The 21,647-nt window shown below is 69.3% G+C and carries 17 protein-coding genes; 12 read left to right on the forward strand and 5 right to left on the reverse strand.

Features of this window, described 5'->3' with window-relative positions; genetic code table 11:
- The first annotated feature begins 2 nt into the window (after positions 1-2).
- Together pbpC and MBR110_RS19320 are read left to right on the forward strand one after the other, a co-directional pair.
- Complete coding sequence (gene pbpC, locus MBR110_RS19315; RefSeq protein ID WP_059568394.1) at positions 3-2,231, forward strand: penicillin-binding protein 1C; 2,229 nt, start codon at positions 3-5, stop codon at positions 2,229-2,231.
- A gap of 124 nt (positions 2,232-2,355) precedes the next feature.
- Positions 2,356-3,036, forward strand: coding sequence for a hypothetical protein (locus MBR110_RS19320; RefSeq protein WP_181709489.1), 681 nt, complete (start codon positions 2,356-2,358; stop codon positions 3,034-3,036).
- Between the two features lie 50 nt (positions 3,037-3,086).
- On the opposite strand, the gene MBR110_RS19325 is transcribed toward MBR110_RS19320, so the two are convergent.
- Positions 3,087-4,334: a multidrug effflux MFS transporter gene (locus tag MBR110_RS19325; RefSeq protein ID WP_041494112.1), complete on the reverse strand. Its 1,248-nt coding sequence runs from the start codon at positions 4,332-4,334 to the stop codon at positions 3,087-3,089.
- A 422-nt stretch (positions 4,335-4,756) separates the two neighbouring features.
- Here MBR110_RS19325 and MBR110_RS19330 point away from each other — a divergent pair, with 422 nt between their 5' ends.
- Positions 4,757-5,296 (forward strand): hypothetical protein, encoded by a 540-nt coding sequence (locus MBR110_RS19330; protein ID WP_011882366.1) that lies wholly within the window; start codon positions 4,757-4,759, stop codon positions 5,294-5,296.
- Between the two features lie 87 nt (positions 5,297-5,383).
- Here the strand turns inward: MBR110_RS19330 and MBR110_RS19335 are convergent, their stop codons facing one another.
- The gene (locus MBR110_RS19335; protein ID WP_011882367.1) at positions 5,384-6,280 is read right to left on the reverse strand and encodes a glutamate/aspartate ABC transporter substrate-binding protein; all 897 of its coding nucleotides are present in this window, start codon (positions 6,278-6,280) and stop codon (positions 5,384-5,386) included.
- Positions 6,281-6,709: 429 nt separating this feature from the next.
- Between MBR110_RS19335 and MBR110_RS19340 the strand changes: the two genes are divergently transcribed.
- Positions 6,710-8,356 (forward strand): S8 family peptidase, encoded by a 1,647-nt coding sequence (locus MBR110_RS19340; RefSeq protein WP_181709490.1) that lies wholly within the window; start codon positions 6,710-6,712, stop codon positions 8,354-8,356.
- A gap of 720 nt (positions 8,357-9,076) precedes the next feature.
- Entirely contained in the window at positions 9,077-11,860 is a 2,784-nt protein-coding gene (gene mgtA, locus MBR110_RS19345) for a magnesium-translocating P-type ATPase (protein ID WP_081056100.1), read from the forward strand.
- 47 nt (positions 11,861-11,907) lie between these two features.
- On the opposite strand, the gene MBR110_RS19350 is transcribed toward mgtA, so the two are convergent.
- Together MBR110_RS19350 and MBR110_RS19355 are read right to left on the reverse strand one after the other, a co-directional pair.
- Entirely contained in the window at positions 11,908-12,192 is a 285-nt protein-coding gene (locus MBR110_RS19350) for a hypothetical protein (protein ID WP_034195131.1), read from the reverse strand.
- Positions 12,193-12,263: 71 nt separating this feature from the next.
- Positions 12,264-13,139: a LysR family transcriptional regulator gene (locus tag MBR110_RS19355; RefSeq protein WP_034195132.1), complete on the reverse strand. Its 876-nt coding sequence runs from the start codon at positions 13,137-13,139 to the stop codon at positions 12,264-12,266.
- Between the two features lie 93 nt (positions 13,140-13,232).
- Between MBR110_RS19355 and MBR110_RS19360 the strand changes: the two genes are divergently transcribed.
- The 6 genes from MBR110_RS19360 to MBR110_RS19385 all read left to right on the forward strand — a co-directional run bounded on the left by MBR110_RS19360 (position 13,233) and on the right by MBR110_RS19385 (position 17,654).
- Entirely contained in the window at positions 13,233-13,475 is a 243-nt protein-coding gene (locus tag MBR110_RS19360) for a hypothetical protein (RefSeq protein ID WP_224019912.1), read from the forward strand.
- 179 nt (positions 13,476-13,654) lie between these two features.
- Positions 13,655-14,746: a serine hydrolase gene (locus tag MBR110_RS19365; protein ID WP_181709507.1), complete on the forward strand. Its 1,092-nt coding sequence runs from the start codon at positions 13,655-13,657 to the stop codon at positions 14,744-14,746.
- Between the two features lie 30 nt (positions 14,747-14,776).
- A complete protein-coding gene (locus MBR110_RS19370) occupies positions 14,777-15,013 on the forward strand; it encodes a DUF7661 family protein (RefSeq protein WP_046426382.1) in 237 nt (78 codons plus the stop codon).
- Between the two features lie 115 nt (positions 15,014-15,128).
- On the forward strand, positions 15,129-15,584 hold the full coding sequence (locus MBR110_RS19375) for a MarR family winged helix-turn-helix transcriptional regulator (RefSeq protein WP_046426380.1): 456 nt from the start codon (positions 15,129-15,131) through the stop codon (positions 15,582-15,584).
- Between the two features lie 70 nt (positions 15,585-15,654).
- The gene (locus MBR110_RS19380; RefSeq protein WP_011882377.1) at positions 15,655-16,218 is read left to right on the forward strand and encodes an isochorismatase family protein; all 564 of its coding nucleotides are present in this window, start codon (positions 15,655-15,657) and stop codon (positions 16,216-16,218) included.
- Positions 16,215-17,654: a DHA2 family efflux MFS transporter permease subunit gene (locus MBR110_RS19385; RefSeq protein ID WP_034195136.1), complete on the forward strand. Its 1,440-nt coding sequence runs from the start codon at positions 16,215-16,217 to the stop codon at positions 17,652-17,654. Before MBR110_RS19380 ends, MBR110_RS19385 begins: the two co-directional genes overlap by 4 nt.
- Positions 17,655-17,731: 77 nt before the next feature.
- On the opposite strand, the gene MBR110_RS19390 is transcribed toward MBR110_RS19385, so the two are convergent.
- On the reverse strand, positions 17,732-19,153 hold the full coding sequence (locus tag MBR110_RS19390) for an aminotransferase-like domain-containing protein (RefSeq protein ID WP_059464072.1): 1,422 nt from the start codon (positions 19,151-19,153) through the stop codon (positions 17,732-17,734).
- 162 nt (positions 19,154-19,315) lie between these two features.
- Between MBR110_RS19390 and MBR110_RS19395 the strand changes: the two genes are divergently transcribed.
- Complete coding sequence (locus MBR110_RS19395; RefSeq protein ID WP_059734401.1) at positions 19,316-21,640, forward strand: FdhF/YdeP family oxidoreductase; 2,325 nt, start codon at positions 19,316-19,318, stop codon at positions 21,638-21,640.
- Positions 21,641-21,647: the final 7 nt, after the last annotated feature.

Below are 21,647 nucleotides of genomic sequence, written 5' to 3' on the forward strand. Positions count from 1 at the left end.
CGATGAACGATCGTGCATCGGCGCGGCCGGCGCGTTTCGCCGTTCGCGCATGGGCCGCCGCGGTGTCGGCCGTGCTGCTGGCCGCGCCGCTCGTCGCGCACGCGCTGCCGGGCTACGACGACGTGCGCCGCAACTGGCGCAGCTCCGACTGGGTGCTGCTCGCCCGCGACGGCACGCCGCTGCAGCGCACCCGCGTCGACCTCAGCGAACGGCGCGGCGACTGGGTGTCGCTCGCCGACGTGTCGCCCGCGTTCCGCGACGCGATCGTCGTGTCCGAGGACAAGCGCTTCTACGCGCACAGCGGCGTCGACTGGCGCGGGATCGCGGGCGCGGCCTGGGGCAACCTGTGGAACGAGCGCACCCGTGGCGCGTCGACCGTGACGATGCAGCTGGCCGGGCTGCTCAGCGATTCGCCGCGCCGCTCGGGGCAGCGCTCGCTGCCGCAGAAGGCGACGCAGGCGATGAACGCACTGCTGCTCGAACGCGGCTGGCGCAAGGATCAGATCCTCGAGGCGTACCTGAATCTCGTGCCGTTCCGGGGCGAGACGGTGGGGCTCGCCGCGCTGTCGCAGGTGCTGTTCGGCAAGGCGCCGTCCGGCCTCGACGCGCGCGAAGCCGCGATCGCGGCCGCGCTGGTGCGCGCGCCCAACGCCGCGCCGGCGAAGGTCGCCGAGCGCGCGTGCCGGATCCTGCGCGACATGCAGGCAGGCCAGGCCTGCACGTCGCTCGACGGCTACGTGCAGCTCGTGCTCGCGCGCCCGGCCAACAGCGTGCGCGACGACGGCGCCGCGCTCGCCCCGCACTTCGCGCGGCGGATCGCGGCCGAGGTCAGGCCCGCGGCCGGCGCGCAGGTGCGCACGACGCTCGATGCGCCGCTGCAGCGCTTCGCGCGCGACACGCTGCTGCGCGCGTTGACCGAGCTGAATGCTCCGGCCCACCGGCGCAACGTGCAGGACGGCGCGGTGGTGGTGATCGACAACGCGAGCGGCGAGATTCGTGCGTGGGTCGGCTCGTCGGGCGCGTTGTCGAGCGCGCGCGACGTCGACGCCGTGCTCGCGCCGCGTCAGGCCGGCTCGACGCTCAAGCCGTTCCTCTATGCGCAGGCGCTCGACGAGAAGCGGCTGACGGCGGCGTCGCTACTCGACGACGCGCCGATCAACCTCGCGGCCGGCGGCGGCCTCTACATTCCGCAGAACTACGACAAGGATTTCAAGGGCTGGGTCAGCGTACGCAGCGCGCTCGGCGGCTCGCTGAACGTGCCGGCCGTGCGCACGCTCGTGCTCGTCACGCCGCACCGCTTCGCGCGCACGCTGCGAGCGCTCGGCCTGCCGCTCGCGCAGGAAGGCGATTACTACGGGTTCAGCCTCGCGCTCGGCAGCGCGGACGTCACGCTGCTGGCGCTGACCAACGCGTATCGCGCGCTGGCGAACGGCGGCGTCGCGCGCAAGGTCGTCGACCTGCCCGCTGCGCCGTCGGCGCGCGCCGACGGCGGCACGCGCGTGTTCAGCGAAGCGGCCAGCTTCGTCGTCACCGACATCCTGTCGGACAACAACGCGCGCGTGCGCACGTTCGGCTTCGACAACCCGCTCGCGACGCCCTTCTTCTCGGCCGTCAAGACCGGCACGAGCAAGGACATGCGCGACAACTGGACGGTCGGCTTCACGTCGCGCTACACGGTCGGCGTGTGGGTCGGCAACGCGGACGGCTCGCCGATGTGGGACGTGTCGGGCGTCACGGGCGCGTCGCCGGTGTGGTCGGCCGTGGTCGGCTATCTGCACCGCGCGCTGCCGAGCCGCGCGCCGGCGCCGCCGGCCGGCGTCGAAACGCGGCGCATCACGTTCGAGCGCGACGTCGAGCCGTCGCGCAACGAGTGGTTCGTCGCGGGCACGGCGCTCGACACGATCCGGCTCGCGGCGCCCCTCACGCCGGGTCACGACGGCGCGCGTGCGCCGCTCGCGATCGGCGCGCCGACCGACGGCACGATCTTCGCGATCGATCCGGACATTCCGCCGAACAATCAGCGGATCTGGTTCGAGCGTTCGTCGGGGCACGCCGCGCGGTTCGCCTGGCGGCTCGACGATCGGGTGATCGGACATGCCGACCGCGTTGCGTGGATGCCGTGGCCGGGCCGGCACCGGCTCGAACTCGTCGATGCGCGCGGCAACGTCGCCGACGCGATCGGCTTCGAGGTGCGCGGCGCGTTCGCGCGCAAGGGCGCGCGCAAACCGTGATGCCGTCTGCGCCGGCAGCGCACGAAAGGGTAAGCAGTACGCGGATCGCAGACCTAGAATACGAAGCGTGCGCCGGCGCGTCGGCGCGCCGCGTCCCCTCTCACGATCCGCCGATCGCCCGACCATGAACCTCCGACCTCCGCGCTTGCTCCGGCCCATCCTGGGCGCCGCCTTCGTGGCCACGCTCGCAGGCTGCAACGGCGAAGCCTGCTTCGGCGTCGACGTGTGCTCCAACGACACCCTGCCATCGGTCGCGCTGTCCGGCACGGCCGCCACCGGCGCGCCGCTCGCGAGCGCGGCGGTGACGGTGAGCTGCGTGCAGGGCTCGGCCACCACGCTGACCGACGGCGGCGGCAACTACCGCGTCGCCCTCAACGCCGCGCTGCCGTGCGTGATCGCGGTCGCGTCGGGCGGCACGAGCCTGCATTCGCTCGCGTACGCGGGCGGCACGTTCAACACGACGCCCGAAACCGAGCTGCTGCTCGTCTATCTCGCCGCGCAGCTCGGCGCGAACCCGGCCGGGCTGATCGGCAATTTTCCGCGCAATACGCATTTCCAGCAGGCAATGGGCAGCGCGAACACGGTGCTGGCCGCGCAATCGGCGGTCGTGGCGAACCTGCAGCAGCGCTATTCGGTCACGCTGTCGACGCCCGCCTTCCTGACGACGCCGTTCGTGGTCGGACAGCCGGGCGTCGACGGCGATCTCGGCGCGCTCGCGGCCGCAGGTGCGATCGACGCCAGCGGCATGCCGGCCGCGGCCACCGTTGCGCTGCTGACGCAGGCGGGCGCCGCGCAGCCGCTGTGAGCGGGCGGCGCGCCGCCGCGCACAAGTCTCAAGTCACGCGCCGGCCGCGCTCAGGTCGCTTCCCCGCTCGCGCACGCGACGCTGACCGGCTGCTGCTGGGTCAGATGGCGCAGCAGCTTCGTCACCATCCACACGACGACGAACGCCAGCACGACGAAGAACACCGCGAGCGGCGTCAGCACGTGAATCGACACGAAGCCGGCCAGCCCCATCATCGCGGACGACACGAGCAGCAGCGCGCAGCCGAGGATTGCGCTGGTCAGCCCGGCGATATGCGGAAACAGCGAATTGCCCTTGGCCATCAGCGTCGGATACATCGCGCCCGCGCAGAAACCCATCACGAGCACCGGCGTCGCGAGCGTCCACACGCGCAGGCCGACGGTCAGCGCGAGCACCAGCATCGCGACCGCGGCGCCCGCCATCACGCGCGCACCGATACGCAAGCGCTGCTCGGCGCTCGGCAGCCCGCGCCCGTGAATCCGGTTCGACAGCCCGCCGAGGAAATACATCAGCCCGATGCCGAGCGCCAGATAGCCGAAGAAGGTCGGCGGCTTGTGCAGCGTGGTCTGCACCATGAACGGCCCGACGATGTTGAACACCAGCAGGATGCTGTAGCACAGCCCCTGCGCGAGGAAGCAGCTCTGGAACACCGGGCTCGCGAGCACCCGGCCCGCATTCGCGAACAGCGTGCGCGGCGCGAGATGCACCGGTTTCGGCAAGGTCTCGCGATAGCGCCACAGCAGCGCCCACATCGCGAGCGAGTACACCAGCAGGAACACCAGGCAGGCGCGCCAGCCGAACCATTCCTGCAGGTGTGCGCCGATCACCGGCGCGACGATCGGCGCAAGGCCCCACGCGATCGACATGTAGGTGAACGCGTGCATCAGCGCCTGACCCGAGAACGAATCGGTGATGATCGCCTTCGCGAGCAGGTTCGTCGTCGCGATCCCGAAGCCCTGCAGGCAGCGCGCGAGCAGGAAGGTCTCGAGGTTCGGCGCGCCGAGCGACAGCAGGCAGCCGATCGTGTAGATCACGAGACCGAACGCGAGCACGCGCTTGCGGCCGTACGCATCGGCGATGGGGCCGAAGATCAGCTGGCCCAGCGCATACGCGGCCATGTAGCCGGACACGCTCGACTGGATCGCCTGCGGCGTGGTCGCGAACGAGCGCGCCATGTCGGGCAGCGCCGGCACGTAGATGTCGATCGCCAGCTGGCCGGCGGACGAGAACAGGCAGATCAGGAACAACAGGAAGCGCGGCGAATTCGATTCGCGCGCGGAAGTGAGCGAGGCGTTCATGACGGGCGGGAAGGATACGGGCGGCGGCATCGCTGCATGCCGGCGCGTTCGGATAGCGAACAGCCGTGCGCAGCGAAGCGCCTATTGTGCCCTTTGTTGCGCGCGCCGGCCGGAATCCCCTGGCGCGGGAGAGGTCGAATGGGGCGGCGGCGCGGGGGGACATAGGCGCCGGTGGCATGGCGGCACGGTGCGCCGTGCACCGCGAGCTTCGAGCTTCGAGCTGTCGGCTGGGCGTTGCGAGCTGTCGGCTCGGCGTTGCAGGCGTCGGCTGCAGCGTCCCGCCTACGTCCATCCGACCGGCTACGCCGCGGTTTTAATCCTGTTTTAAGCCGACCCACGCATAGTCGCCGATGGCTCCGTCCGTGAGCCGCACGATTCGTTCAATGTTGATTCGATCAGTATCGTTTGATGGAGATACGAATATGCGATTCCGTTCGTATATGGCGGCAGGCGCGGTAGCGCTGATGCCCGTGCTCGCGATCGCCGGGCAAGCCGCGCAGGCGCCGGCCGCACAACCGGTGTTCGTCAACGTCGATGGGCAGGCCGTGCCGGTCAAGGCCGATACGCGCGTCGTCCAGACGGCGCTCGGCCCGATGAAGGTCAGCACGTGGAGCTGGCACAGCCCGCATGGCGGCGCGAGCTTCGAGATGCAGACGTCGTCGACGTCGGGCGACGTGGCGCCCGCAACCGCATGGCGGCAGATGCAGGCCGCGCAGTACCGGATGCAGGCCGCTCAGGCGCAGATGGCCGCCATGCAGCAGATGATGGCGCTGCAGCACGCGGCGCTCGCCAACCTGTTCGCGATGCCGGCGCCGCAACCCGTCGGCTTCGCGATGCCGATGTGGGCAATGCCGGAGCCGGTCGTCGTGATCGTGCCGGCGCAGCCGTCCACACGTACGGTCGCGCCTGCACCGTCGGCGCCGGCCAGGCCCGCGGCCCGCGGGCCGGAGATCAAGGCCTGACGCGAGCGACCCCGCACAAAACCAAAACCGAAACCGCCGGCCGCCGCGCCGGCGGTTTTCGTTTGCAACCGTGTCGCCGCGGCCTGCTCAGTACTGCGCGCGATCGGTCGGGTTTCTGAACAGCTGCTTCATCTCGGGCGACAACGGGTAGTTCAGGCTCACGCCCTTCGGCGGTATCGGCTGCATGAACCAGCGGTCGTAGAGCTGCTCGGCCGCGCCGGAGGTCTGCAACTGCGCGATCACGCGATCGACCAGCTGCTTGAACGCGGGATCGTCCTTGCGCAGCATGCACGCGTAGTTTTCGTGGACGAGCGGCGTGCCCGCCACCGTGTAGGCGCCCGGATTGCGATCCTTCGCGATTTCGCCGTACAGCAGCGGCTCGTCCATCACGAACGCGACCGCACGCCCGGTCGTGACGTTCATGAACGCTTCGGCGTGGTCCTTCGCGCTGATGATCGTCATGTTCATCGCCTTCTCTTCGTTGAGCTTGCGCAGCAGCCGCTCGTCCGACGTGCCGGCCGTCGTCGCGACGGTCTTGCCGGCCAGATCCGCGAAGTCCTTCACGCCGGAATCCTTGCGCGTGCTGAAGCGGATCCCGTACAAGAAGATGCTGTTGGAGAACGCGGCCTGCTTCTGGCGCTCCAGCGTGTTGGTCGTCGATCCGCATTCGAAGTCGATCGTGCCGTTCTGCAGCAGCGGAATGCGGTTCTGCGACGTGATCGGAATCTCCTTCACCGTCAGGTTCGGCGCCTTCAATTCGGCCTTCAGCGCGTCGATGATGCGCGCCGCGATGTCGCGCGAGTAGCCGATGTTGTTCTGCTGGTTGTCCGAATACGAGAACGGCACCGACGATTCACGGATACCCAGCGACACGACGCCGGTGTCCTTGATCTTCTTCAGCGTGCCGGTCAGCGCCTGCGCGTGCGCGGCGCCGGCCAGCGCACCGGCCAGCACGAGGGCCAGCCAACGAAAGCGGCGATCCATGCTTTTCTCCTGACGAAACGTTGATCGAATCGCGATCCTACGCCCGACAATATTCGCGCCGCATCGGCCAACGCGTAGTGAAACGTCGAGCCGGCGACCCGCGCCGCGCGGGCGCGCGCGTTGCCGTGGCGCGCAAACCTCGTCCTCTCCGTCATCAGGGCCGCCGCAGCGCATCCGGTCGCGCACGGGCGAGCGCGCGGCCCGACAGGAATCGCACACACCGCTGCGATGCAGCAACGAAATCGTTTGCGCAAACGCTGCCTTTTCTACCAAAACATACTCAAGAACCCCGCTGGACGGCCGTTACCCAATGCATGGCGCGTCGCAGCAAGCCGCTGCAATCGCCAGACAAAAAAGACCAGATCCGGCATCGGCCGGACCACGCACTACCGCCGGCACGACGGTTATCCACGAGGACGAAGTTTCACCATGAGAGCCAATCGTTTCGATTTCGCACTGGCCCGCTCCGCTCACGCGCGCGTGCTCGCCGGCATGTTGTCGGCAGCCGCCCTGCTCCCCATCGCCGGCTGCGGCGGCGGTGGCGGCGACGGCTCGAGCCCGGCGACCGCAGCGCCGGCCCCCGCGCCGACGCCGGCTCCCGCACCTGCTCCGGCGCCCGCGCCCGCGCCGACCAACGGCACCACCTGTGCGGCCCAGCAGGCCGCGGTGCAGATGGCCGCGCAGACGGTCGCGCCGACCGAGCCGCCGGTCGATCATCTGATCGTCAGGCTGAAGCCGTCGACGGGAACGCGCGCGATGGCCGCGCTCGACGTCGGCACGCGGCTCGACGCGGTGATCCAGCGCTCGATGACGCGCTGGAGCGCGCCGACGACCACCGGCGCCGCGCGTGCCTATGCGGCCGCGACGACGTCGCTGAACGTGCAGGTCGAGCGCACGCTGGCGAACGGGGCGGCCGTCCTGTCGATCGGCCAGCGCATCGCATCGGACGACGCGGCCGCACTGGCCGCCGCATTCGCGGCCGACAGCGACGTCGACTACGCGGAACCGGATCACCCGATGCACGTCCGCGACACGCCGAGCGACCCCTCGTACAGCCAGCAATGGTATCTGTCCGACCCGGCGGTCGGCATCAACACGCCGCCCGCATGGACGCGCACCAAGGGCGCGCCGACCGTCGTCACGGCGGTGCTCGACACCGGCTACCGGCCGCACCCCGATCTCGTCGCGAACCTGCTGCCGGGCTACAACTTCATCTCGAACGCCAACACCAGCAACAACGGCCAGGCGCGCAGCAACGACGCGACGGACCCGGGCGACTGGGTCACGCAGCAGGAACTCGACGACGCGACCGGCCCGTACTACCACTGCGCGAGCGAACCGAACAACAGCAGCTGGCACGGCACGCGCGTGATGGGCGTGATCGGCGCCGGCGCGAACAACGGGATCGGCGTGGCGGGCGTGTCGTGGCTCGGCCGCATCCTGCCGGTGCGCGTGCTCGGCAAGTGCGGCGGCACGACCAGCGACATCGCGGACGCGATGCGCTGGGCGGCCGGCATTCCGGTCAACGGCGTGCCGACGAATCCGACGCCCGCGAAGGTCATCAACCTGAGCCTCGGCGGCGTCGGTGCGTGCAGCACGACGTTCCAGCAGGCGATCGACGACGTGAATGCGAAGGGCGTGACGGTCGTCGTGGCCGCCGGCAACGACGGCCTGTCGACCGGCCTCGACCAGCCGGCGAACTGCCGCGGCGTGATCAGCGTCGGCGCAACCGACGCGACCGGCCGGCGCGCATCGTTCAGCAACTTCGGCGCCGACGTCTCGCTGAGCGCGCCGGGCGTGGGCATCCTGTCGACCGCCAACAGCGGCACGACCGTGCCGGGTGCCGACTCGTACGGCACCGCGAGCGGCACGAGCCTCGCGACGCCGCAGGTGTCGGGCATCGTCTCGCTGATGCTGGCGGTGAACGGCAACCTCACGCCGGTGCAGATTCAGCAGAAGCTGCAAGGCGGCGCACGCGCGGCGATGCTGCCCGCCGCCACGACGTCGTGCACCGCCCTGCCGGCCGGCGCCGGTATCGCCGATGCGGGCGCGGCCGTCACGGCCGCCGCGCAATAAGCGCTGCGTCCCCGCGACACGAACGCGCGCATGCCGGCCCGGCGTGCGCGCGTTTTTTCATCGCCGCGGGTTGCGGCTGCACGCCGATGCATCGATGAAAACGCCGTAAAAACGCGGGTAAAGCGGGTAAAGGGTTGACGCTTCGCGTAACGAACCATTACCATCGCCCCCGTCTGATTACATGGAGTGTTCCGTGAACACCGATGCGAGTTGTAGTTGGTCGTCGACCAACCCGACTGCTGCCTGAGGAAACGCGCAGAGCCTCGTCTTCTGCCGCATCCCTGGATAGCAGGATGCGGCGTCCTTCCGGCCTGACCGGCCAGAATCCCCGCCCGATTTTTCGCTGACGCCGAAGCGCGTCGCCGCGCAGCACCACGCTGTCGCGTGCGTGCATTCGCGCGACGCACTGCGCGCTGCCGCGCGTATTTCATTCACGTGCCGACCGGCCGTGCGCACGCTCGCGTGCGCGGCCGCCGATCGCTCGTGCCGCCCATCCACGACCGAAGGAGCGCAGATGAACGCAGACGACAGTAGTCGATTACCGCTCGCCGGTGCGGCGTTGCGCATCGGCTCTGCGCGCGCAGTCGCCGCGCCGGCGAGCGTTTCCCCCTTTTCCGATCCACAGCCGATCGCGCGTGTCGCGACGCGGCGGGAAGCGTTCGCGCGTCGATAACGTCGCGACCGCTCCCGGCGCGCCGCCGCATGCGCCAGGAGCGAGTCATGACACAACGAAACCCATCCAGGAACCCGCAGCGCGGCTTCGTCGGCGCCGGCAACGGCCGGCAGAACGAACCACGCATCATGCGCATCGCGCAGGAAGCCGGCCGTCCGCTCGAGCAGACCTTCGAGGCGCTGCGTACCGGTGCACGCGGCCTCACGCACGGCCAGGCCGCCGACCGGCTGCAGCACCACGGCCCCAACGAAATCGCGCACGACAAGCCGCCGCACTGGACGCGCCAGTTGCTGCACGCGTTTCACAATCCGTTCGTCTACGTGCTGCTGGTGCTCGCCGCGATCAGCTTCTGCACCGACGTCTGGTTCGCGGCGCCCGACGATCGCGACTACGTCGGCATGACGATCCTGCTCGCGATGGTGACGATCAGCGCATTGCTGCGCTTCGTGCAGGAATTCCGGTCGCTGCGCGCCGCCGAGAAACTCAAGGCGATGGTGCGGACGACGGCCACCGTGCAGCGCGCGGCAACCGACACGTGCGAGCCGACGCGCCGCGACGTGCCGATGCGCGACGTGGTGGTCGGCGACATCGTGCATCTGTCGGCCGGCGACATGATCCCCGCCGACGTGCGCCTCATCACGTCGCGCGACCTGTTCATCAGCCAGGCCGTGCTGACCGGCGAAGCGCTGCCGGTCGAGAAGTACGACACGCTCGGCGCGGTCGCCGGCAAGTCGGCGCAAGCACATGCGCCGGCTGCGGCCGGCGCGCCGCATGATACGCCGCCCGCCGCGTCGACGTCGCTGCTCGATCTCGAGAACGTCTGCTTCATGGGCACCAACGTGGTCAGCGGCACCGCGACGGCCGTGGTCGTCGCGACCGGCGACGATACCTACTTCGGCACGCTCGCGCGCAACGTGGTAAGCCACAAGCGCATCGAGACGAGCTTCGATCGCGGCGTCGCGAGCGTGAGCTGGCTGCTGATCAAGTTCATGTTCGTGATGGTGCCGGTCGTGTTCATGATCAACGGGCTGACCAAGGGCGACTGGCTGAGCGCGCTGACCTTCGCGCTCGCCGTGGCCGTCGGCCTCACGCCCGAAATGCTGCCGATGATCGTCAGCGCGAATCTCGCGCGCGGCGCGATCGCGATGGCGCGCCGCAAGGTCGTCGTGAAGCGGCTGAACTCGGTGCAGAACTTCGGCGCGATGGACGTGCTGTGCACCGACAAGACTGGCACGCTCACGCAGGACCGCATCATCCTCGAGCACCATCTCGACCTGGCCGGACGGCGCGACGAGGACATCCTGCGGCTCGGCTGGCTCAACAGCTTCCATCAAAGCGGTCAGAAGAACCTGATCGACGTCGCGATCGTCGCGCGCGCGGACGAGCTCGGCGACCGTGTGAAGCCGCACGGCTACACGAAGATCGACGAACTGCCGTTCGACTTCGTGCGGCGCCGCCTGTCGGTCGTCGTCGGCGATGCGCATGGCGCGCATCTGCTGATCTGCAAGGGCGCGGTCGAGGAAATGCTCGCGGTGTCGACCCACGTGCAGGACGAGCACGGCGTGCGTCCGCTCGACAGCGTCGCGCGCGAGCGGCTGCTCGAACAGGCGAGCGCGTACAACGACGACGGTTTCCGCGTGCTGGTGGTCGCGACGCGCGCGATCCCGCCCGCCGAGCAACGCGAGCAGTACCGCACCGCCGACGAGCGCGACCTCGTCGTGCGCGGCTTCCTGACGTTTCTCGATCCGCCGAAGGAATCGGCCGCGCCGGCGCTCGCCGCGTTGCGCGAAAACGGCGTCGCGGTGAAGGTGCTGACGGGCGACAACGCGACCGTCACGATCAAGGTCTGCCGCCAGGTCGGGTTGCAGCCGGGCACGCCGCTGCTCGGCGCCGACATCGATGGGCTCGACGACGCGACGCTCGCGCAGGCCGTCGAACGCACGACGGTGTTCGCGAAGCTCACGCCGTTGCAGAAGGCGCGCATCGTCCGCGCGCTGCAGGCGAACGGCCATACGGTCGGCTTCCTCGGCGACGGCATCAACGACGCGCCGGCGCTGCGCGACGCCGACGTCGGCATCTCGGTGGACAGCGGCGCCGACATCGCGAAGGAGACCGCCGACATCATCCTGCTCGAAAAGAGCCTGATGGTGCTGGAGGAAGGCGTGATCAAGGGCCGCGAGACCTTCGGCAACATCCTCAAGTACCTGAACATGACGGCCAGCTCGAACTTCGGCAACGTGTTCTCGGTGCTCGTCGCGAGTGCGTTCCTGCCGTGGGAGCCGATGCTCGCGACCCAGCTGCTGGTGCTGAACCTGATCTACGACACGTCGCAGATGCTGCTGCCGTGGGATCGGATGGACCCCGAGTTCCTCAAGAAGCCGCGCAAGTGGGAGGCCGGCAACATCGGCCGCTTCATGCTGTGGGTCGGGCCGACGTCGTCGGTGTTCGACATCACGACCTACGTGCTGATGTGGACCGTGTTCGGCGCCGGCGCGATGTATCACCTGCACGGCGGCGCGGGCGGCCAGATCGTGATGAACTCGGGCTGGTTCATCGAGAGCCTCGTCTCGCAGACGCTCGTCGTGCATCTGCTGCGCACGCAGAAGATCCCGTTCCTGCAGAGCACGGCCGCGCTGCCGGTGCTGCTGTCGACGTTCACCGCGATCGCCGTCGGCTGCTGGCTGCCGTTCTCGCCGTTCGCGGACGCGCTCGGCTTCATGCATCTGCCCGGCACGTACTGGCTTTGGCTCGCGGCGACGATGGCCGGCTACATCCTGCTCGCGCAGATCGTCAAGACGCTCTATGTGCGCCGTTACAAGCAGTGGTTCTGAACCGCGTCGAACGTAGCGCAGCGGGCCGCCTTCGGGCGGCCCGCTTTTTATCGCGCATCGTTCGCGCCGAACAGCTGCGCGGCGAGCACGCGGCCCTCGTCGGTCAACGCGGCGCGGCCGGTGCCGTCGTCGTTCAACGTCGTCGCGGTGATCCCGGCCGCGTCGAGCTGCGTCAGCACGCGACGCAGCATGCTCATCGGCAACTGCGCGCGCTTCGCGATCTTCGGCAGCGACCACGTACCGCCGGACGGCGCGTGCGCGGCCTCGTTCAGCGTCGCGAGCGTCGCCACGAGCGCGGGGTCCAGCGGGGAGTCGTCAGGTTCTGAAGTCATGGATCGAGATCGGTGCGCCGGTGCCGACCGGCATTCAGGCAGCAGGTGCGTGGCGGACGCGCTGCGTGCGCTCACGCGCCCTTCAACGCCGCGCGTATAAACGACACGAAGCGCGTGGTCACGGGATCGTCGCGGCCGGACAACCACGCCAGGCCGACGCGCCATTTCGCGTCGCGACCGGCGAGCGGCAGCACGGTCGCATCGCGCAGCAGATATTGCGCGCTCGACGGGATGAACGCAACGCCTACGCCGGCCGCGACCGACGTGAGGACCGATTGCACGTCTTCCGCCTGCTGCATGACGTGCGGCACGAAGCGCCGCGCACCGCACCACTGCTCGATCTGCGCGGCGAGGCCGGGGCCGCGCGCACGCTGCAGCGCGATGAAGCCGATTTCGTTGAGGGCGTCGAGATCGGTCGGCACGCGCTTGAAGCCGAGATGCGGCGGCGCGGCGAGCGCGAGCGCCTCGTCGGTCACCCTGAACGAAGACAGACCTTCGTCGGACGGCAAGCGCAGGAAGCCGGCATCGAGCTTGCCGGAACGCAGCCGGCGCGTCTGCTCGGACGACGACAGGTCGCTCAGCGTGATCGCGATGCCCGGATTGCACCGCCGGAATTCCGCGATCAGCTTCGGCACGAGCGTCAGCACGGACAGGCAGATGCCGAGCCGCAACTGCCCGCGCTGGCCGCTCGTGACCTCGCGCGCACGCGCGAGCATCTCGTCGGCATCGTGCACGAGCGCCTGCGCATCAGGCAGGAAGCGCTCGCCGAACGCCGTGAGTTCTGCACCGTGACGCCCGCGCTCGAACAGCCGGCCGCCGAGGCTCGCCTCGAGCGCACCGATCTGCTTGCTCAATGCCGGCTGGCTCATGTGCAGCGCGTCGGCCGCACGGCTGAAATGACTCAGCTCGGTGACCGTCAGGAAGGTGCGCAGCAGTTTCAATTCCATTCTTCGAAGGAATCCAATCGATCAAAACATTCATTTTACTGATCGAATCCGATGGCGTTCAATACGCACATGCCCTTCCTTGAACATACCGCGATGACCTTCGATCCTGCGGCCGCATGCGCGGCCGATCATTCATCCGACACGGCGGTCGTCGACGAATCCGCAGCGAAGCCCGACGCCGACGCGACAGCGAACGAGCGGCGCGCGGCGCGCGCGGGCGGCCGCGGCCACCGCGTGCGCTTCGGCGACGTGCCCGACGACGCGCCGCCGCAACGCGTCACGGGCGCGATCGCGCTCAGCTTCGCGGTCGTGTCGCGGCGACACTGGCCGCGCTGACGTCGCCGACGATTACCTTGCACGTTCCGCTCCGATCGGCCGCGACGCATCGCAGGAACCCTCACGAACCCGCATGCATCGATCGTCATCGCCCTGCGATCGACCGTATAATTTCCCGCTCCCGTCCACTGTCCACGTGTTTCGCGCTGCCGTCGCGCACGCGAGAAGGAGTACTTCGCTTGATCGGCCTCATCGCGCGCCTGCGCCGCGCCCGCACCCCTCTGATCATCGCGCTGTCGTTCGTGACGCTCGCGTTCGCGGCCAATGCGTCGGCCGCGAACGCGCATCGGACCGCGTCGACGCACGCGCATCCCAAAGTCGTCAAGGGCAAGGCCGCGCATCGCGCGCACAAGGCCATCAAGCACCGCCGGCCGCGCGTCACGCACCATCCGGTCAAGCATCACGCGGCGCCCGCGCCGCAGCATCGCCGCGCCAAAGGCACGCATCGCAAGCCCCGCACGAACGCGAACCGCCCGCGTCGCATCGAACCGCCACGCCTGCTCGCAAGCTGCGGCTACACGCCGCGCGCCGTGCGCACACTGCACTCGCGCGCCGCGTACGTAGTCGATGTCGACTCCGGCACGCCGCTGCTCGCGCGCAACGCGCGCACGGTGCGGCCGATCGCATCGATCTCGAAGCTGATGACCGCGCTCGTCGCCCGCGATGCCGACCGGCCGCTGAACGGCGTGCTGCGCGTCACGACACGCGATCGCGACACGATCAAGTTCACCGGCTCGCGGCTGCCGGTCGGCGCCGAACTGTCGCGCCGGCAGATGTTTCATATCGCGCTGATGTCGTCGGAAAACCGCGCGGCCGCCGCGCTGAGCCGCGATTATCCGGGCGGCCGCGCCGCCTTCGTCGGCGCGATGAACCGCAAAGCGCGCCAGCTCGGCATGCGCGCGACGCATTTCCGCGAACCGACCGGACTGTCGCCGCACAACGTATCGACCGCCGAGGATCTCGCGCGGCTCGTCGGCGCCGCCGCGCACGACCCGCTGATCCGCTATTTCTCGACCGACACGTCGACGACCATCGAAGCCGGCGACGGCGAGCTGCTGTACGTGAATTCCGATCCGCTGGTGCGCTACGGCCGGCTGCCGATCCGTTTGCAGAAAACCGGCTTCATCAACGAATCGGGGCATGGCGTCGTGATGCGCACGCGCGTGCACGGGCGCCGCGAAACCATCGTGCTGCTCGGCGCGCCGACGCGCGCGGGCGTGTCCAGCGATGCGCTGAAAATCCATCGCTGGCTGAGCTGCTCGATTCAGTAAGCGCCGCTCTTCCGGCGCAGGAGCGATGCGATGGAGCATGAGTACCGGTTCAACGCGTTCGGCCGCCTGCTTGCCGTCGTCCGCACAGGCGACGGCTGGCGCGTGTTCGATCTCGGCGCCGACGGCAAGCGCAGGTCGGCCGGCCTGCAGATTCCGGCGACGCTCGCGGCAGATGAACTCGCCCAATATCTCGGTGACCTGCTCCACGAGCATGCATCGCCGAAGTACCCCGACGTCGTGCCCGTTGCGCCGCCCGCGGGCGGGTAGCGGCGCGTCTCGCCGATTCAAAGCCGCGACGCGACGCCCTCTCGTTTGCCTCAACTCGTAGCCGCATGCCGCCCCATATCGACAGTCAAACTTGCAAGTTAGCCTGTCGTGTTCTATGCTTGGCCGCATGAATCCGCCACGCACACCCGGCGTTACCGCCGACACCGTCGCCACCGACCTGACGCTCGCGGTCGGCCAGTTGATCCGCCGTTTGCGCTCCGAAATCGACTCCGAAGGGCTCGGCATGTCGCAGACGAGCGCGCTCGCGCGGCTCGAACGACAGGGCCCGATGACGACCGCCGAGCTCGCGCGCGCCGAGGCCATGAAGCCGCAGTCGATGAAGGCGATCCTCGCGAGCCTCGAGGAAGACGGGCTCGTCGAACGCGAGCCGCATCCGACCGACGGCCGACAAATCCTGTTCCTGCTGACCGCGGCCGGCCGCGAAGCGCGGCGCAAGCGCAACGCGGCGAAGCACGCGTGGCTCGGCGCCGCGATCGGCAAGCTCGAACCTGACGAAATGCGCACGCTCGCCGACGCGATCGCGCTGATCCGGCGTCTCGGCGAGCAATGACCGCCGCCCGCATGCCGCGCGGCCGTCGCGCGCATGCGTTCCATCGTCCCCTTCACGGAGCATCGACACCATGAGCACGACCCGGCTCGACCCGAACACGGCGCTCGTCGTCATCGATCTGCAAAAAGGCATCGTCGCGCTGCCGGCCTGCCATCCGAGCGCCACGGTGATCGCGCACGCGCGCGAACTGCTCGACGCGTTCCGCGGCCGCGGCCTGCCGGTCGTGCTCGTCAACGTCGCGGGCGGCGCACCGGGCCGCACGCAACAACCGCCGCGCACCGCGGCGCTGCCGCCCGACTGGACCGAACTGCTGCCCGAGCTCGACCGTCAGCCGGGCGACCATGTCGTGACGAAGCACACCTGGGGCGCGTTTACCGCGACCGATCTCGACGCGTACCTGAAAGCCGCCGGCGTCACGCAGATCGTGCTCGCCGGGATCGCGACCAGCATCGGCGTCGAATCGACTGCGCGGCAGGCATACGACCTCGGCTACAACGTGACGCTCGCCGTCGACGCGATGACCGACCTCAGCGCCGACGCGCACGCGAACAGCGTCGAACGGGTGTTTCCGCGCCTCGGCGAAACGGGTTCGACGCGCGACATCGTCGCGCTGCTCGCGCGCCGCGACGCGTGAGCGAGCGACACGCGCAGCCGGTGGAGAACCGCCCGGCCGCCCCGCTCGATCCGACGGTCTGGAAAGTCAGCGCGGTCGCGACGCTCGGCGCGCTGCTGTCGCAGCTCGACGCGACGATCGTCAACGTCTCGCTGTCGAGCCTCGCGACCGACCTGCACGCGAGCCTGTCGACGATCCAATGGGTGACGAGCGGCTACCTGCTCGCGCTCACGCTGGTGTTGCCGCTGAACGGCTGGCTGGTCGGGCGCATCGGCGCGAAGGCGCTGTACCTGTGGTGTTTCTCCGCGTTCATGTTGACGTCGGCGCTGTGCGGGCTCGCGTGGTCGGCGGCGTCGCTGATCGCGTTCCGCGTGCTGCAGGGCGTCAGCGGCGGGCTGCTCGCGCCGATGGCGCAAATGATGATCGCGCGCGCGGCCGGCCAGCAGATGGCGCGCGTGATCGGCTATGCGGCGGTGCCGGTTCTGCTCGCACCGCTCCTCGGCCCGGTCGTCGCCGGCGCGGTCCTGCAGCACGCCTCGTGGCGCTGGCTGTTTCTCGTGAACCTGCCGGTCGGCGTGCTCGCGCTCGGGCTCGCCGTCTGGTTGCTGCCCGCCGACCGCGACGAGACGCAGCGCCGCGCGCTCGACTGGGTCGGCCTCGCGCTGCTGTCGCCGGCGCTCGTGCTGTTCCTGTACGGCGCGCAGCGGATCGAAGCCGCGCCCGGCATCGCCGCCGTCGCGGCCGCGATGCTGCTGCTCGCCGCGTTCCTGCGTGTCGAGCGGCGCCTGCGCGAACGGGCGCTGATCGACGTCGCGCTGTTTCGCTCGCGCGTGTTCGGCGCGGCCGCCGCCACCCAGTTCCTGTCGAACGGCGCGGTCTACGCGGGCCAGATGTTGATTCCGGTGTTTCTGATCCAGGCGTGCGGCCGCTCGCCCGGCGAGATCGGTTGGCTGCTCGCACCGCTCGGGCTCGGCATGCTCGTCACCTATCCGTCGATGGGCGCGCTGACGAGCCGGTTCGGCGTGCGGCGGGTCGCCGCCGCCGGCGCGCTGCTCGCGCTGATCGCGACGCTGCCGTTCGCGTACCTCGCGTTGCACGGCTTCGATCGCGACGTGCTGATGCCCGCGCTGTTTCTGCGCGGGATGGGTCAGAGCGCGATCGGCACGCCGTCGATTTCCGCCGCGTATGCGTCGGTCGAACGGCGCAGCCTGCCGATGGCGACGACGTCGCTGAATATCGTGCAGCGCCTCGGCGGGCCGACCTTCACGACGCTCTGTACGCTGTTTCTCGCGTGGCGGCTGCACGTCGAGACGGCGACGAGCGGCTCGCCGAGCGTCGCGTACGCGTGGGCCTTCGGCCTGTTGTGCGCATTGCATGCGGCGAGCTTCGCGACGGCGCTGCGGCTGCCGCTGCGGGCAAGCGGTGCGGGCGAACGGCCGCCCGGCGGCACGCGCTGAGGTTCGACGCAGCGGTCGGCAAACGGGCCGCCGCCCGCCATCGCGCGGCGCGGCACAGCGCGCGCTCATCCCGCCGCTCACCGCGCCGCGCATTCGGCCGCGAGCCGGCCGAGCACCTTCAACGCCTCCTCGATCTGCCGCGACCACAGGTAGCTGTAGTTGAGCCGGATGAAGTGCCGATAATTGCCGCTCGCCGAGAACATATGGCCGGGCCCGACCGTGATGCGCTGCGCGAGCGCGAGCGCATACAGCTTCATCGCGTCGACCTGCGGCGCCAGCTCGACCCACAGCACGTAGCCGCCGCGCGGTTGCGACAGCCGCGTGCCCTCGGGGAAGAAGCGCCGCACCATCGCGCTCATCACGCTCGCCTGCTGCGCATACTGCTTGCGCATGCGCCGCAGATGGAAATCGTAGCCGTCGTACTTCAGGTATTCGGCAATCGCGAGTTGCTCGATGGCGGGCGTCGCGAGCGTGTTCAGGAATTTCAGCTTCTCGACCTGGTCGCGATAGCGGCCCGGCATCGCCCAGCCGATCCGGTAGCGCGGCGACAGGCTCTTCGTGAACGACGCGCAATGCAATACGAGCCCGTCGCGATCGTACGACTTCAGCGCGCTCGGCGTCGTATCGCCGAAATGCAGCTCGTGATAGACGTCGTTCTCGATCGCCGGCACGCCGTGCTGCGCGAGCAGCTCGACGAGTGCGCGCTTGCGCGCGTCGGACATCTCGAAGCCGAGCGGATTCTGGAAATTCGGCATCACCATGCACGCGGCGATGCGCTCGCTCGCCAGGATCCGTGCGAGCGCATCGAGATCGATGCCGTCGCCCGGGTGCGTCGGCACTTCGAGCGCGCGCATCCCCATCCGCTCGATCGCATGCAGCATCGCGTAAAAGGTCGGCGACTCCACCGCGATCGTGTCGCCCGGCTTCGCGACGGCCTGCAGGCACAGGTTGATCGCTTCGGTCGCGCCGATCGTCACCACGATCTCGCCGGGCTCGACCGCCACGCCGCGCTCCGCATAGCGCCGCGCGATGTGGCGGATCAGCTCCTGGTTGCCGGGCGGCAAGTCGTCGATCACGCCCCAGCGCGTGCGGCGCCGCCCGATCGCCTGGGCGTAGCGCGCGAGACGTTGCACCGGGAAATGCGACGCGTCGGGATACGGTGAGCCGAGCGGCACGGCGTCGTCGCGCGCGATCGAGCGCAGCGTCGACAGCACGAGCCGGCTCACGTCGACGGCCGACGGCTCGGCGGCCGGCGTCGACACGTGCAACTCGGCGTCGGCCGGCGCGGCGGCCCGCGCGCGCACGAAATAGCCCGACTGCGGCCGGCTTTCGATCAGCCCGCGGCTTTCCAGCACGAGGTACGCGCGCAGCACGGTCGTCACGCTGAGCTGTTGCTGCCGGCTCGCCTGCCGCACCGACGGAATGCGCTCGCCGGGCCGGTACACGCCGCGCTCGATCTGCGCCTGGAGATCGTCGGCGAGTCGTTCGTATCGCTTCACGCGCGCTCCTTTCAGCTTCCCTTCAACGATGCCGTCGCGGGCCCGAATGGCTCGTACGGCCCGAATGGCCGCAACTGTACTCTTTTTTGATATGAGAAGGTGTACACACAGCGGTCACGGCGCCGCGCGTACCCTGCACGCACCAACCCCGACACACGCATCATGAAAAAGAAAACCGCCACTGCGCGCATCGAACCATATACGCACCCGGCCGCCGGCTGGGGCGCGCTGAAAGCCGTCACGATCAACCTGATCAAGGAGAAGGTCGCCGGCGGCAACTACCGCACGCTGCTGCGCCAGAACCAGCCGGACGGCTTCGACTGCCCCGGCTGCGCGTGGCCGGACCGCCAGCACGCGTCGACGTTCGAATTCTGCGAGAACGGCGTGAAGGCGGTCGCCGCCGAAGCGACCAGCAAGCGCGTGACGCCTGCGTTCTTCGCCGCGCACACGGTCACCGAACTGCTCGAGCAATCCGATTTCGAGCTCGAGCAGCACGGCCGGCTGACCGATCCGATGGTGTACGACGCGCAGACCGATCATTACGTGCCGATCGCCTGGGACGACGCGTTCGCGCTGATCGCGCGCCACCTGCGCGCGCTGCCGGACCCGAACCAGGCCGCGTTCTACACGTCCGGGCGCGCGAGCAACGAGGCCGCGTTCCTGTACCAGCTGCTGGTGCGGCGGTACGGCACCAACAACTTCCCCGATTGCTCGAACATGTGCCACGAGGCGACGAGCCGTGGGCTGCCGGCGTCGGTCGGCGTCGGCAAGGGCACCGTCACGCTCGACGATTTCGAGCATGCGGACCTGCTGCTGATCTTCGGCCAGAACCCGGCGACCAATCATCCGCGCATGCTCGGCGAGCTGCGCGAATGCGCGAAGCGCGGCGCGACCATCGTGTCGATCAACCCGCTGAAGGAGCGCGGCCTCGAGCGCTTCGCCGATCCGCAAAGCCCGCTCGAAATGCTGACGATGTCGGGCACGAAGATCGCCTCGACGTTCATCCAGCTGACCATCGGCGGCGATTTCGCGCTGCTCAAGGGCATCGCGAAGCGCGTGCTCGAACTCGACGACGCCGCACGCGCCGCCGGTACGCCGCGCGTGCTCGACACCGCATTCATCGACACGCACACGGCCGGCTTCGACGCGTTCGCCGCCGATCTGCGCGACGAAAGCTGGGCCGCGCTGAGCGCCGAAAGCGGCGTGCCGTACGAGCAGATCGACGCGCTCGCGCAGCGCTACGCGCGCAGCGAACGGGTGATCGCGACGTGGGGAATGGGCATCACGCAGCACAAGCACTCGGTCGCGACCGTGCAGATGCTGACCAACCTGATGCTGATGCGCGGCAACATCGGCCGGCCGGGCGCGGGCCTGTGCCCGGTGCGCGGCCATTCGAACGTGCAGGGCAACCGCACGGTCGGCATCGAGGAAAAGCCGACCCAGGCGTTCCTCGACCGGCTCGGCAAAGTGTTCGACTTCGCGCCGCCGCGCGCGCACGGCTACGACGTCGTCGAGACGATCGAAGCGATGCGCGACGGCCGCGTGAAGGTGCTGATCGGCCTCGGCGGCAACTTCGCGATGGCGACGCCCGACACGCCGCGCACGTGGGAAGGCATGCGCCGCTGCGACCTGACCGTGCACATCACGACGAAGCTGAACCGCAGCCACCTGATCCACGGCCGCGACGCGTTGATCCTGCCGACGCTCGGCCGCACCGAGATCGACCTGCAGGACGGCGTGGCGCAAGGCGTGACGGTCGAGGATTCGATGAGCATGGTGCACGTGTCGTACGGGATGAACCAGCCGGCCTCGGCGAACCTGATGTCGGAGCCGGCGATCGTCGCGCACCTCGGTCATGCGCTGTTCGGCAGCGGCACGATCGACTGGCTCGCGTACAAGGACGACTACACGAAGATCCGCGACGCGATCGAGGCGACCTTCGACGGCTTCCACGATTACAACGCGCGCATCGCGCGGCCGGGCGGCTTCCACCTGCGCGTCGCGTCGCGCGATCGCGAATGGCTGACGCCGACCGGCAAGGCGAACTTCATCGCGCACGCGCTGCCGGCCGACACGCCGATCCAGCGCGCCCGCGCGCTGCACGGCGAACGCCTGATGACGCTGATGACGACACGCTCGCACGATCAGTACAACACGACCGTCTACGGGCTCGACGACCGCTATCGCGGCGTATACGGCCAGCGCCGCGTGGTGTTCGTCAACCGCGACGACCTCGCGATGCTCGGGCTGCAGGCCGGCGAATGGGTCGACATGGAGACCGTCTGGCACGACGGCATCGTGCGGCGTGCCGACGGCTTCCTGCTGGTCGAATACGACATCCCGCGCGGCTGCATCGGCGCGTACTACCCGGAAACGAACCCGCTGGTGCCGCTCGACAGCGTCGGCGACGTCTGCAACACGCCGACGTCGAAGTCGGTGCCCGTGCTGCTGCATCGCGCGGCGGCGCCTGCGGCGGCCGCCGCCTGACGGAGCG

This window comes from Burkholderia sp. MBR-1 (assembly GCF_013822785.1).
Lineage (GTDB): Bacteria > Pseudomonadota > Gammaproteobacteria > Burkholderiales > Burkholderiaceae > Burkholderia > Burkholderia vietnamiensis.